The following is a 13,494-nucleotide window of genomic DNA, read 5'->3' on the forward strand; positions in this document are numbered from 1 at the left end:
CGCTTCCCCTCCCGCCTCTGTGCCGTACATGCGTACGACGCGGCGGAGGCCGTGACGGTTGCGTTCAGCCGAAGTAGGTCAGGACGAGCAGCAGGAAGGCGCACTCGGCGCCGATCATCGTCCAGAACGCGGCTTTCCGGGCGGGGGCGGGCTGGGACTCCCCGTCCGGGGTGCAGAGGGCGTGGATCCAGGCCGCGCCGGCGACGGCGAGGGCGGTGAGGTGGACCCAGCCCGGGGTGTCCGAGCAGCCCTCGCCGTAACCGAGGCAGCGGCCGGCGTTCTCCGACATGAGGCCCAGGACCCCGGCCACGATCGTCGCGGGCATCAGCAGCAGCCCGGCCCACAGGGCGCGGGTGCGGAAGCGACGGGCCTCGTTCGGGCGGATCTCGACGGCGGCCGTGGCACGGGCACGGACGTCGGGGGCGAGGGCGTCCGAGGGAGAGGCGTCGGGCGGGTGCGCCGGGCCGGGCTGGTCGTTGCTCATGTGTGCGATTCAACCGCGCCCCGCCCGGCCGGTGCATGCGCCGGTGTACTCATCCCCACGGGTGCCGTGTACTCACACCCGCTCCGGCTCCTCCTCGCCGACGAACGTCCGCCAGAGCGCCGCGTACAGACCGCCCCTGGCCAGCAGCTCGTCATGGGTGCCGTCCTCCGCTACCCGGCCGCGGTCCATGACGATCACGCGGTCCGCGCGGGCGGCGGTGGTGAGCCGGTGGGCGACGACCAGGGTGGTACGACGGCCCGCGAGGCGGTCGGTGGCCTGGTTGACCTGGGCCTCGGTGGCCAGGTCGAGGGCGGCCGTCGCCTCGTCGAGCAGCAGGACGTCGGGGTCGACGAGCTCCGCGCGGGCCAGCGCGATCAGCTGGCGCTGACCGGCCGAGAGGTTGCGGCCGCGTTCGGCGACCTCGTGGAGATAGCCGCCCTCCAGGGTCGCGATCATGTCGTGGGCGCCGACCGCGCGGGCGGCCGCCTCGACCTCGGCATCGGTCGCGTCGGGGCGGCCGTACGCGATGGCGTCGCGGATCGTCCCGGCGAAGAGGTACGCCTCCTGCGGGACGACCCCGAGCCGGTGGCGGTACGCCGTGAGATCCAGGTCCCGCAGGTCGGTGCCGTCGGCCGTGACCCGGCCGCCCGTCGGGTCGTAGAACCGGGCGACCAGCTTGACCAGCGTCGACTTGCCCGCGCCCGTCTCGCCGACGAAGGCGACGGTCTGCCCGGCGGGGATGCGCAGGTCGACCCCGGTGAGGGCGGCCTCCTCGGCGTTGTAGGCGAAGGAGACGTCCTCGAAGGCGATCTCGCCCCGCAGCGACGGCACGTCCCGGGGCTCGTCGGCGGCGGCCGTCGACGTCGGCTCCTGGAGGAGCTCCTGCATCCGCTTCAGCGACACCGTGGCCTGCTGGTAGCCGTCGAAGACCTGGGACAGCTGCTGCACGGGGGCGAAGAAGAGGTCGATGTAGAGGAGGTAGGCGACGAGCGCGCCGGTGGTCAGCGTGCCGGCCTCGATGCGGTTCGCGCCGACGATCATGACGGCCGCGGCGGCCACGGAGGACAGCAGGGTGACGAAGGGGAAGTAGATCGAGATCAGCCACTGTCCGCGGACGCGGGCCGCGCGGTACGCGTCGCTGCGCTCGGCGAACCGGGCCGCTCCCGAGTGCTCGCGGCGGAACGCCTGGACGATCCGCAGGCCGGAGACGGACTCCTGGAGGTCGGCGTTGACGACGCTGATCCGGTCACGGGCCAGCTCGTACGCCTTCACGCTGGAGCGGCGGAAGAAGTACGTGCCGACCGCGAGGACCGGGAGCGTCGCGAAGACGACCAGGGCGAGCTGGAGGTCGAGGAAGAGCAGCGCGACCATGATGCCGAAGAAGGTCACGACGGAGACGAAGGCCGTGACGAGACCGGTCTGGAGGAACGTGGACAGCGCGTCCACGTCCGTCGTCATCCGGGTCATGATCCGGCCGGTCAGCTCGCGCTCGTAGTAGTCGAGGCCGAGCCGCTGGAGCTGGGCGAAGAGCTTCAGACGGAGGGCGTAGAGCACCCGCTCGCCGGTGCGGCCGGTCATCCGGATCTCGGCGGTCTGCGCGACCCACTGCACGAGCACGGTCAGCAGGGCGAGCCCGGAGGCGGCCCAGACGGCGCCGAGGGCGAGCCGGTTGACGCCGTCGTCGATGCCGTGACGGATCAGGACGGGCAGCAGCAGGCCCATGCCGGCGTCGACCGCGACCAGGCCGAGGCTGATGAGCAGCGGCACCCCGAACCCGCGCAGCAGCCGGCGCAGTCCGTACGACTTCTCCGGGGTGACGGCCTGGGCCTCGTCGACGTCGGGGGCGTCGGTGGCGGGCGGCAGCGCCTCGACGGCGGCGAGCAGTTCGGGGGTGGCTCCTGGGGCCTGTGACTCCTCGGGGTCCGCCTCGTCCCGTACCCACAGGGTGGGGGTGATGCCGCGCTCGGCGTCGAACTCGGCGTCGAGCTCGGCGCGGAGCGTGCGGTCCTCGGGAAGCTCCACCGCGACGGTGTGACCGGGCGAGACGCCGCCGAGTTCGTCGGGGTCGGTGAGCAGCTTCCGGTAGAGCGCGGAACGCGCCTCCAGCTCCTCGTGGGTGCCGATGTCGGAGAGCCGGCCGTCGTCGAGGACCGCGATGCGGTCCGCGAGGTTGAGGGTGGAGCGCCGGTGGGCGATGAGGAGGGTGGTGCGGCCGGCCATCACCGAGGCGAGGGCCTCGTGGATCTCGTGCTCCACGCGCGCGTCGACGGCGGAGGTGGCGTCGTCCAGGAGGAGCAGCCGGGGGTCGGTGAGGATCGCGCGGGCGAGCGCGATGCGCTGGCGCTGGCCGCCGGAGAGGGTGAGGCCGTGCTCCCCGACCTTGGTGTCGTAGCCCTCGGGCAGTTCGGCGATGAAACGGTCCGCCTGGGCGGCGCGGGCGGCGGTCTCGATCTGCTCCCGGGTGGCGTCCGGGTGGCCGTACGCGATGTTGGCGCGGACGGTGTCGGAGAAGAGGAAGCTGTCCTCCGGTACGAGTCCGATGGCGGCGCGCAGCGAGTCGAGGGTGAGCTCCCGGACATCGTGGCCGCCGACGAGGACGGCGCCGTGGCTCACGTCGTAGAAGCGGGGCAGGAGGAGCGAGACGGTCGACTTGCCGCTGCCGGAGGCACCGACGACGGCGACGGTCTCGCCGGAGCGGATCTCCAGGGAGAAGCCGTCGAGGACGGGGCGGCCGTCCTCGTAGGCGAAGCCGACGTCGTCGAACTCGACGGTCGCGTCGGCGTCGGCGGGCAGTTCCTTCGTACCGTCCTCGATCACCGGCTCGGTGTCGATCAGCTCCAGGACGCGGTCGACGCCGGCGCGGGCCTGCTGACCGACGGTGAGGACCATGGCGAGCATGCGGACGGGACCGACGAGCGAGGCGAGGTAGGAGGAGAAGGCGACGAAGGTGCCGAGGGTGATCTCGCCCCGGGTGGCGAGCCAGCCGCCGAGCGCGAGGACGGCGACCTGGCCGAGGGCGGGAACGGCCTGGAGGGCGGGGGTGTACCTCGAGTTCAGCCGGATCGTACGCATCCGCCCGGCGAAGAGCCTGCGGCTGGCGTCACGGATCTTGCCGGTCTCCTGGTCCTCCTGCCCGAAGCCCTTGACGACCCGGACGCCGGTCACGGCCCCGTCGACGACACCGGCGACGGTGGCGGCCTGGGCCTGGGCGTACCAGGTGGCGGGGTGGAGGCGGGTGCGGCTGAGCTTGGCGATGTACCAGAGGGCGGGGGCGACGGCGAGGGCGACGAGGGTGAGGGGGATCGACAGCCAGGCCATGACGACCAGCGAGATCAGGAAGAGCAGGATGTTCCCTATCGTCATAGGGAGCATGAAGAGGAGCCCTTGGATGAGCTGGAGGTCGCTGGTCGCCCGTCCGACGACCTGACCGGTGGACAGCTCGTCCTGCCGCCGGCCGTCGAGCCGGGTGATGGTGCCGTACATCTCGGTACGGAGGTCGTGCTGGACGTCGAGGGCGAGCCGTCCGCCGTAGTAGCGGCGGATGTAGGTGAGGGCGTAGACGACGACGGCGGCCGCGATGAGGAGGCCGGTCCAGACGGTGAGGGATCGCGTGCCCGCCCCGATGACGTCGTCGATGATCACCTTGGTGATGAGCGGGACGAGGGCGAGAACGGCCATCCCGGCGAGCGAGGATCCGAGCGCGAGCACGACGTTCGCCCGGTACCGCCACGCGTACCCGGCCAGTCTGCGCGCCCAGCCCTGCTGCTCCTGCCCGGCCTGTCCGGCCTGTTTCCGCCCCGCCGCCACGTGGTGCCTCCCGTCGTCCTGCTCTACCGGAAGGCCCAACACGGGTGAAGTGGGATTTCATCCCGCCGCAACGAATTCGCGCACAGGTCCGGTCCATGGTCCTAGGACCCTGCGCCGTCCTGCGCCGGGTGTGCCCCCGGCGCACCTCGCCCGGGGTTCCCGCCGCGCGCGAGGCGGGTAGGAAGTCACGGGCCGCCGTGCGACGGCCGGGGGGAACGTCGGGAGGGGCGAGCGTGTCGGAGACGGAACACAGGCCGGCGTATCTGTGCGGGCAGCTGCACGCGGCGCTGCGCGCGCTGGAGACCATCGGGGCGCGGACCAACAAACTGGCGGAGGCGCACTCGCTCTACCAGGCGGCCCGGTCGCCGCAGAACGAACTGCGAAAGCACCTCAAGGCGGCGGGAGAACACATCCTGGCGGCCGTGGCCCGGGGTGGGGCGCACGCGACGGCGGCGCGGGAGGTCTTCCAGGGCATACCGGCGTTCATCCCGGCGAAGGGCATACCGTCGGGCGCCCTCGACAACCGGGAATCCGCGCTGTTCAGCGACGGGTACAACGAGCAGCTCAGCGTGTACAAGGAGAAGTACGGCGCGCTGTTCGTGTGACACGCGGCGTCCGGGTCCCGGAGCGGATCACTCCGGGACCGGACGCTTGGGTCAGAGATGCGTGGTCACAGATGCGTCGGCTCGAACATGCGCAGGAGGGCCGGGAGGACGACCACCGACGGGCCGGGCGTCGCCAGGGCCTTCGCGAGGTCGGCGGTGAGGGACTCCGGGGTCGTGCGGACCGCCGGGACACCGAAGGACTCGGCCAGGGCGACGAAGTCCGGGCGGGACAGCTCCGTCGCCGTCGCCTCGCCGAAGGCGTCCGTCATGTACTCGCGCAGGATGCCGTAGCCGCCGTCGTCGACGATCAGCCAGGTGACGTCGGAGCCGTACTGCTTCGCCGTCGCCAGCTCGGCGATCGAGTACATCGCGCCGCCGTCGCCGGAGACCGCGAGGACCGGGCGGGTCGGGTCGGCCGCGGCCGCGCCGAGGGCCGCCGGGAAGCCGTAGCCGAGGCCGCCGGCGCCCTGGGCCGAGTGCATGGTGTTGGGGTGGCGCGCGTCGAAGGCCGACCAGGCCCAGTAGGCGAGGATCGTCATGTCCCAGAAGCTGGGGGACGTGTCCGGGAGGGCCTCGCGGACCGACGCCACGATCCGCTGCTCCAGGCCGAGGTCCTGGGCCGCGATCCGGTCCCTCACCTTGGTCAGGACGGCCCGCACCCGCTCGGGGGCGGTCGGGTCCCGGCGTGCCTCCGTCGTCTCCAGGAGGGCCTGGAGGGCGAGGCGCGCGTCCGCGTGGATGCCGAGGGCGGGGTGGTTGGACTCCAGCTTCCCGGCGTCGGCCTCGATCTGGATCACCCGGCCGCGCGGGGCGAAGGTGTGGTAATTCGAGGACAGCTCGCCGAGGCCGGAGCCGACGACGAGGAGGACGTCCGCGTCCTCCAGGAAGTCGGTGGTGTGCCGGTCCTCCAGCCAGGACTGGAGCGACAGGGGGTGCTCCCACGGGAAGGCGCCCTTGCCGCCGAACGTGGTGACGACGGGGGCGTCGAGCCGCTCGGCGAGCGCCAGCAGCTTGCCGGACGCGTCGGAGCGGACGACTCCGCCGCCGGCGATGATCGCCGGACGGGCGGCCTTCGACAGCAGGTCCGCGGCGACTGCCGTCAGCTCGGGGCGCGGGACGACGTCCTCGGGGGTGGCGTCCATCGCCGTGACGGCGGGGATCGACGTCTCGGCCAGCAGCACGTCCTGCGGGATCTCCACCCAGACCGGCCCGTGCGGGGCGGTCAGTGCCGACTCCCAGGCGGCCGCGATCGCGGACGGGATCTGGGACTGCGTACGGACGGTGTGGACGGACTTCACGATGTCCCGGAAGGACGCCTGCTGGTCGCGCAGCTCGTGCAGATAGCCGTGCCGCCCGCCGCCGAGCCCGGCCACCGGGACCTGGCTGCCGATCGCGAGGACGGGGGCGGAGGCCGCGGCCGCCTCCTGGAGCGCGGCGAGCGACATCAGCGCGCCGGGGCCGGTGGAAAGCAGGAGCGGGGCCGCCTCGCCGGTCATCCGGCCGTAGGCGTCGGCCGCGAAGCCGGCGTTGTTCTCGACGCGCAGCCCGACGTACGTGAGCGAGGAGCGGCGCAGCGCGTCGAACATGCCGAGCGCGTGCTGGCCGGGCAGCCCGAAGACGGTGGTCGCACCGAGGCCGGAGAGGGTCTCGACGACGAGGTCGCCGCCGTTGCGCCCGGCGGGCGGGTTGAGCGCGGCCTCGGTCTGCGCGGCCGTCGGCCGCAGCACCAGGTCGTGGTCGTGAGTCATGAGGTGTCCCTTCCGTCGCGTACCGCCCGCCGTCCGCGAGGGGGCGGCGGTACGGCGGGGTGCGGTCGATTCTCGACCGGCCCGGCGAGCGCGTGCGCGGCGGGCACGGTGTGGTCGGCTCCCGGGCCCGGAGGGTCGGCGCGCGCGCCGGCGCGGTCGATTCTCGGGCGAACGCCCGAGAGCGCGACCACGGGCGGGCGCGAGCGCCCTGTCGGCCTTCGGGGCCGCGGTCCGGGTGGGCCGGTCCGGCCATGGCGTCCGGTCCGGGCACCGCGGCCGGCCCGGCGGGGACCGGCCCGGCGCCGACCACGGGCCACCGGCCCTCGGCCGACGGCCGGCAGGCCTCCCGGCTCGGGGACCAGCGCTGCGCGCCACTCGCCGAGCCGGGCGCGAGCCGAGCCGGGCGCGAGCCAGGGCCGACCCAAGCCAGGGCCGATCCACGCCAGGCCAGGCCGGCCCAAGCTCGTCCGGGCGAAGCCTGTCCAAGCCAGGCCCGTCCGGGCCGGGCCGGCCCCCGTCCGTCCTGGCGAGGGTCTACTTCGCCGGCTGTTCCGCACCCGCCGCGCGGGTCGACGCGATCTGGCGGGACATGATCGTCGTCAGCTCGTACGCGGTGTGCGAGGCGGCGACGGCGGTGATCTCGGCGTGGTCGTAGGCGGGGGCGACCTCGACGACGTCGGCGCCGACCAGGTTGCAGGAGGACAGGCCGCGCAGGATCTCCAGGAGCTCGCGGGAGGTCATGCCGCCCGCCTCGGGGGTGCCGGTGCCGGGCGCGTGGGCCGGGTCGAGGCAGTCGATGTCGATGGAGATGTACAGCGGGCGGTCGCCGATGCGCTGGCGCAGCTGGTCGGCGACCTCGTCGGCGCCGCGGCGGTAGATGTCGGCCGACGTGACGATGCCGAAGCCCATCTTCTCGTCGTCGGTGAGGTCCTGCTTGCCGTACAGCGGGCCGCGCGTGCCGACGTGCGACAGGGCGGAGGTGTCGAGGATGCCCTCCTCGACGGCGCGGCGGAACGGCGTGCCGTGGGTGTACTCGGCGCCGAAGTACGTGTCCCAGGTGTCGAGGTGCGCGTCGAAGTGGAGCAGGGCGACCGGGCCGTGCTTCTTGGCGACGGAGCGCAGCAGCGGCAGGGCGACGGTGTGGTCGCCGCCGAGGGTCATCATGCGGGCGCCGGTGCCGAGGAGGTCGTCGGCCGCGGCCTCGATGGTCTCGACGGCCTCGTTGATGTTGAACGGGTTGGCGGCGATGTCACCGGCGTCGGCGACCTGCGCGAGGGCGAACGGCGAGGCGTCCTGCGCCGGGTTGTACGGGCGGAGCAGGCGGGACGCCTCGCGGATCGCGTTGCCGCCGAAGCGGGCGCCGGGCCGGTAGGAGACGCCGCTGTCGAAGGGGATGCCGACCACGGCGATGTCGGCGGTGCCGACCTCGTCGAGCCGCGGCAGCCGGGCGAACGTCGCGGGACCGGCGTACCGCGGGATGCGGGACGAGTCGATCGGGCCTCGGAAAGCGCTCTGGTCGCTGCTGCTCATGGTCGGGTCCTCCTGGGGTGTATCGGTGGTCTGCCGGACGGGGTCCGGGTGTCCGGGTCACGGACGGGGTCCGGCTCCCTGACGGGGTCCGGGGTGTCCGGGTCACGGACGGGTCCGGCTCCCTGACGGGGTCCGGTAGCCCCGGACGGGTCCGGGGCGGGCGGGTGGCGTGGCCGGGCCCGTTCGGGGCCCGGCCGACGTCGTCAGCTGGTCACGGTCGCGGGCGGGGACGCGGACGCCGGGTCGGCGTCCGGCTCCGTCGGGGACTCCCCCGCGAGCCGCGCCCGCCATGTCGCCAGTACGGCGGCGTCCGTCGGGCGGGTCGCCAGGGAAACGATCACATAGGCGGCAAGCGACGCCAACAAACCATAGTAAACAGGCTCATTTGCCAAGATTCCGTAAGCCCCCATCAAGCCAATGACGGAGAGGCCGCCGACGGTGACCCCGGCCAGTGCGCCCTGCACGGTGCCGCGGCGCCACAGCAGGCCGCCCAGGATCGGCACGAGCAATCCGCCGACCAGCAGGTTGTAGGCGACGGTCAGGGCCTGCACCACGTCGTTGAGGGCGATGGCGATGCAGATGACGGCGATGCCCATGATCAGGATGAAGAGGCGGTTGCCCTTCACCTCGTCGTGGTCGTCCCCCTTCGACGACACCGCGCCGCGCAGCCGCGACCAGATGTCGTTGTTGGCGACGGTGGCACAGGCGATGAGCGCGCCGGAGGAGGTGGACATGACGGCGGCGAGCGCCGCCGCGAGCACGAGTCCGCGCACGCCCATGGGCAGTTCGTGCTTCACGATGGTCGCGAAGGCGTCGTCGGCGCTGGGCAGCTTCGGGTACAGCACCTTGGCGGCCGTGCCGATGACGGCGCCGGCGAGCGCGTACACCAGACAGTACGTACCGGCGACGGTGCCGCCCCACTTGGCGACCTTGTCGGTCCGGGCGGTGAAGACGCGCTGCCAGATGTCCTGACCGATGAGCATGCCGAAGGTGTAGATCAGCACGTAGGTGAAGATCGTCTCGCCGCCGATGCCGAGCGGCGCGAAGTACTCGGTGGGCAGCTGCGCCTTCATCTCGGCGAAGCCGCCGGCCTTGATGACCGCGATGGGGAGCAGCAGGATCAGCACGCCGATGGTCTTCACCACGAACTGCACCATGTCGGTGAGGGTGATGGACCACATGCCGCCGAGCGTCGAGTAGGCGACGACGATGGCGCCGCCGAGGACGATCGCGATCGTGCGGGGCAGGTCGAACAGGACGTCGAAGATGGTGGCGTACGCGATGGTCGAGGTGACCGCGAGCATCAGCGTGTACGCCCACATGACCACACCGGAGATGACACCGGCCCGGCCGCCGTAGCGCAGGTCGAGCATCTCGGAGACGGTGTAGACCTTCAGCCGGGCGATCCGGGCGGAGAAGAAGACGGAGAGGGCCAGCAGGCCGAGGCCGATCGTGAAGACCATCCAGGCGCCGGAGAGGCCGTACTTGTAGCCGAGGCCGACGCCGCCGATGGTGGAGGCGCCGCCGAGGACGATGGCGGCCATGGTCCCGGAGTACATCCAGGGCCCGAGCCGACGGCCCGCGACCAGGAACTCGCTCTTGGACTTGGCGCGGCGCATGCCCCACCAGCCCATCGCGAGCATGCCGGCCAGGTACAGGACGATCACTGTGTAGTCGACGGCCATGGGCCCTCCCTCGTTCGCTTCGGTGGCGTGTCGTGCGGGTGGAGTGACTCCAGTGACTGATCGCGGGGACATCCGCCCGTACCCGCGGCCGCTGGATGCCACGACAGTAGGTGGCCGGAAAGCGACGCTGAAGTGTACGTTTCATCCATCGTTCACGCTCCGGATGTACGAAGGATCCATGGCGATGCCCGCTACGCAGGAGCCCACCTCCACTCCCCCGGCGCCACCGGTCTCGCTGGCCGCGCTGCTCGGCCGGCGGGACCTCGGCCTGCGCCTGCTCGCCGGGCCGGAGGACGCCTCCGTCCACTGGGTGCACACCTCGGAGATGGCCGACCCCTATCCGTATCTGCTCGGCGGCGAGCTGCTGATGACGGCGGGCGTGCAGCTCACGGACCCGGCGCGGTACGTCGAGCGGGTGGTGGAGGCCGGGGCGGCGGCGCTCGGTTTCGGCGTCACGCCGGTGTACGACACGGTCCCGGCGGCGCTCGTCGAGGCGTGCGAGCGCCATGGGCTGCCGCTGCTCGAAGTGCCTCCGCACACGCCGTTCACGGCGGTGGCCCGGGCGGTCTGGCGGCTGATGGCGGAGGCCCGCCACCACGAGCTGCGCCGGGTGACCGAGGCGCAGCAGTCGCTGGCGACGGCGGCCGCGCGGCCCGCCCCCGTCCCGGCGGTGCTCGGCGCGCTGGCGTCCCGGCTCGGCGGGCGGGCGGCGCTCTTCACGGCGGACGGCACGGAGTACGCGGCGGCGGGCCGCGCGGTGCCACCGGAGGCGAGTGACGCGCTGCGGGATCTGGTGGGGGTGGTGGGCCCGCGCCCGGGCGGACCGGCCTCCGCGAGCGGCGACGGGGGCGGGCTGCGGCTCGCGGCGTACGCGCTGGGCGGCGGCGAGGGGCTGGCCCTGGGCCTCGCGGCCGAGCGCCGGGAGGCGGCGGACCACACGATCGCCGGGGTGGCGGTGGTTCTGCTGTCGCTGCTGACCGCTCCCCACCGGGGCGCCGACGTCTCGGCCCGGGACGCGGCCCTGGTCCGGCTGCTGCTCGGCGCGGCACCGGCCGAGGCGGCCCCCGCCCTGGGCCCGGGCCCCTGGACCGTGGTCCACGCCCACGCCCACGGCGACTCCCACGGCGGCGACGGCACCCCCTTCGCCGCGGCCACGCTGGCGTCCGCCCTCGGCACGCCGCTGGTCGACGCGCCGGCCGAGGGAGCGGTACGGCTCCTGCTCCCCGCCGGGCGGGAGGCCGAGCCCCAGCCGGACTGGATCCTCGGGGCCAGTGCCCCCGTCGAGGCCGGGGACCTCGCCGCCGCCGACGCGCAGGCCGCGCGGGCGCTCCGGCGGGCGGAGGCGACCCGCGCGGCGCTCGTACGCCACCGGCCCGCCGGTTTCGCCGGGCTGATGGACCAGGGGGAGGCGGCGACGTACGCCCGGACCCTCCTCGCGCCCCTCTCCGAGCCGCTGACGGAGACCCTGCGCGCCTGGCTCTCCCTGCACGGCAACTGGGACCGCACGGCCGTCGCCCTGGACATCCATCGCAACACCGTCCGCCAGCGCATCGCCCGCTGCGCCACGCTCCTGGACAGGGACCTGGACGACGCGGACGTACGGATGGAGCTGTGGTTCGCGCTCAGGTGAGGCCGTGGATCAGCGGATCAGTGGAGCTTGTTGACGGCGGTCTTCGTCGTGGTGCGGAAGGCGGTCAGCGGGGCGTCCTTGAAGTCGCCCATCTGACCCCAGCGGACGAGGGTGACGGTGCGGCCGTCGCGGCCGACGGAGAAGAGGTGGATGTCGGTGATGCCGATCTGCGGGTCGGCGGTGTCCAGGCTGTAGACCCAGGCACCCTCCTCGACGGCGAGCTTGCCGTGGGAGGCGCTGACGGCCTTCAGGCCCGGGTTCTGCCGCTCCAGCAGGGGCCCGCAGCCGGCGAGGGCTTTGCGGAGGGTGTCGACCAGCTTCACGGCGTCGGCCTCGGTGCGGGCGACGGTGGTGATCTGGACGCCGTTGGTGTCGAGCTCGGTGCTGAACTCGCGGTAGCGGGTGTTCTGCGCCGGGATCTTGTACGGGGCGCAGAGGGCGCCGCCGTTCTCCGGGATGCCGGTGAAGACCTGGGTGGCGGTCCACGGCGTCGACGACGGCGGCATCTGGGAGGCGGCGAGGAAAGCGGGCTGGGCAGCGGCCTGCGCCGGGGCCGTGGCGAGGGCCGCGAGGCCCAGGGCGGCAGCGGCGGCGGTGGCGAGTGCGGTACGGAGCTTGTTCATGGTGGTGGATCCCCCGTCGGGTCGTTCGGTCAGTGCTCGACCAGCGTCGGGCCGGCGCCCGCCGCCTGCAACGGTGACGCGCCCACCCTCCGTCCCGGAACCATTCCACCCCCGCTGACGTGCAGGGATGTAAAGGGTGGGACGCAGGGTCGAGGGGGATGGAATGCCGAAGGACGCCGCCGTCGGGGAGTTCGCGGGGCGCGTGCGCGCGCTGAAGGCGCGGGACGGGCGCAGTTACGAGGCGCTGGGCCGGCGCCTGAGCGTCAGCGCGTCCACCCTCCACCGCTACTGCTCGGGCGCGACCGTCCCGGAGGAGTTCGCCGTGGTCGACCGCCTCGCCCTGCTGTGCGGGGCGGACGAGGAGGAGCGGCGGGCCCTGGAGGTGGCCTGGAGTCGCGCGGCCCGCACCCGTCGCCCTCCGGTGCCGGAGCCCGACGCGGAGCCCGAGCCGGCCCCGGAGCCCGACGCGGAGCCCGGGCCCGGCCCGGAACCGAAGCCGGCGCCAGAGCCCGAGCCGGCCCCGGAGCCTGCGTCCGAGCCCGAGCTGAAACCCGTGCACGCGCGCGTGCCGGGCCTCCCGTCCGAGCGGCGGAGGCGCCGGTGGGGGTGGGTGGGCTTGGTCGGCGGGGCGCTGGCGGTCGTGGGGACGGTGACGCTCGGAGCCGTACTCCTGCCCGGGAAGACCCGGGAGCGGGCCGCCGAACCACCGGCGCCGCTGACGTGGACGATCGCCTCGCACATCTGGAAGAACGGGTGCGGGCACACCTACCTCATGGAGCGGACGCCCCCTCCCCCGCCGGAGGCGGCCGACGCGCGGAGCTGGGCGGCGGCGCAGGGGGCCGTGGACGGCGGGGAGACGCTGGTGCGGGTGTCGGTGCAGGGGAAGGGCACGGCGGCGGTGGTGCTCCAGGCGCTGCACGTGCGGGTGGTGGAGCGGGGCGCGCCGCTGCCGTGGGCGGGGTACCGGATGGACGAGGGGTGCGGCGGGGCGGTGACGCCGCGCCGTTTCGAGGTGGACCTGGACCGGCCGCGGCCGGTGGCGCGGGCGCTGGACGGGTACGACGCCTCCGGGCAGGAGGGCCGGACGCTCCCGGCGGTCTCCTTCCCGTACGCGGTCAGCGCCGCCGAGCCGGAGGAGCTGCTGGTCTCGGCGGGGGCGGCGGGGTGCGACTGCCGCTGGTACCTGGAGCTGGAGTGGAGCTCGGAGGGGCGCCGGGGCACGGTCCGGATCGGGGACGAGGACGGCGCACCCTTCCGGACGAGCGGGGCGAAGGGGCGGCCCGTGTACGCGTACGACTCCGTGGGGCGGGCCTGGATCACAGTTGAGGAGTCTGGACAGGGTGGGTGACCGCTGGGTAACTTAGCTGTTCAGGCTACTGAGC

General features: G+C 73.5%; 9 protein-coding genes. 3 read left to right on the plus strand and 6 right to left on the minus strand.

Annotated features, from left to right (window positions below; all coding sequences use genetic code 11):
• Nucleotides 1-64: 64 nt before the first annotated feature.
• Both ABZY12_RS25130 and ABZY12_RS25135 read right to left on the minus strand, forming a co-directional pair.
• Nucleotides 65-484 carry a hypothetical protein gene (locus ABZY12_RS25130; protein WP_356894021.1) on the minus strand — a complete coding sequence of 140 codons (420 nt, stop codon included), beginning with the start codon at nucleotides 482-484 and terminating at the stop codon, nucleotides 65-67.
• A 72-nt stretch (nucleotides 485-556) separates the two neighbouring features.
• Entirely contained in the window at nucleotides 557-4,291 is a 3,735-nt protein-coding gene (locus tag ABZY12_RS25135; RefSeq protein ID WP_356894023.1) for an ABC transporter ATP-binding protein, read from the minus strand.
• Between the two features lie 233 nt (nucleotides 4,292-4,524).
• Here ABZY12_RS25135 and ABZY12_RS25140 point away from each other — a divergent pair, with 233 nt between their 5' ends.
• A complete protein-coding gene (locus ABZY12_RS25140) occupies nucleotides 4,525-4,896 on the plus strand; it encodes a hypothetical protein (RefSeq protein ID WP_356894025.1) in 372 nt (123 codons plus the stop codon).
• 65 nt (nucleotides 4,897-4,961) lie between these two features.
• Here ABZY12_RS25140 and ABZY12_RS25145 read toward each other — a convergent pair whose 3' ends face one another.
• The 3 genes from ABZY12_RS25145 to ABZY12_RS25155 all read right to left on the minus strand — a co-directional run bounded on the left by ABZY12_RS25145 (nucleotide 4,962) and on the right by ABZY12_RS25155 (nucleotide 9,859).
• Nucleotides 4,962-6,644, minus strand: a complete 1,683-nt coding sequence (locus ABZY12_RS25145) for a thiamine pyrophosphate-binding protein (protein WP_356894027.1) — start codon at nucleotides 6,642-6,644, stop codon at nucleotides 4,962-4,964.
• Nucleotides 6,645-7,178: 534 nt separating this feature from the next.
• On the minus strand, nucleotides 7,179-8,174 hold the full coding sequence (gene speB, locus ABZY12_RS25150; protein WP_356894029.1) for an agmatinase: 996 nt from the start codon (nucleotides 8,172-8,174) through the stop codon (nucleotides 7,179-7,181).
• 203 nt (nucleotides 8,175-8,377) lie between these two features.
• Nucleotides 8,378-9,859: a sodium:solute symporter gene (locus ABZY12_RS25155; RefSeq protein WP_356894031.1), complete on the minus strand. Its 1,482-nt coding sequence runs from the start codon at nucleotides 9,857-9,859 to the stop codon at nucleotides 8,378-8,380.
• A gap of 184 nt (nucleotides 9,860-10,043) precedes the next feature.
• On the opposite strand from ABZY12_RS25155, the gene ABZY12_RS25160 reads away from it, so the two are divergent.
• The gene (locus ABZY12_RS25160; protein ID WP_356894033.1) at nucleotides 10,044-11,489 is read left to right on the plus strand and encodes a PucR family transcriptional regulator; all 1,446 of its coding nucleotides are present in this window, start codon (nucleotides 10,044-10,046) and stop codon (nucleotides 11,487-11,489) included.
• A 17-nt stretch (nucleotides 11,490-11,506) separates the two neighbouring features.
• On the opposite strand, the gene ABZY12_RS25165 is transcribed toward ABZY12_RS25160, so the two are convergent.
• On the minus strand, nucleotides 11,507-12,112 hold the full coding sequence (locus ABZY12_RS25165) for a hypothetical protein (RefSeq protein ID WP_356894035.1): 606 nt from the start codon (nucleotides 12,110-12,112) through the stop codon (nucleotides 11,507-11,509).
• 163 nt (nucleotides 12,113-12,275) lie between these two features.
• On the opposite strand from ABZY12_RS25165, the gene ABZY12_RS25170 reads away from it, so the two are divergent.
• Entirely contained in the window at nucleotides 12,276-13,460 is a 1,185-nt protein-coding gene (locus ABZY12_RS25170; RefSeq protein ID WP_356894037.1) for a helix-turn-helix transcriptional regulator, read from the plus strand.
• Nucleotides 13,461-13,494: the final 34 nt, after the last annotated feature.

It is taken from the genome of Streptomyces sp. NPDC006551, from assembly GCF_040611675.1.
Classification (GTDB): Bacteria; Actinomycetota; Actinomycetes; order Streptomycetales; family Streptomycetaceae; genus Streptomyces.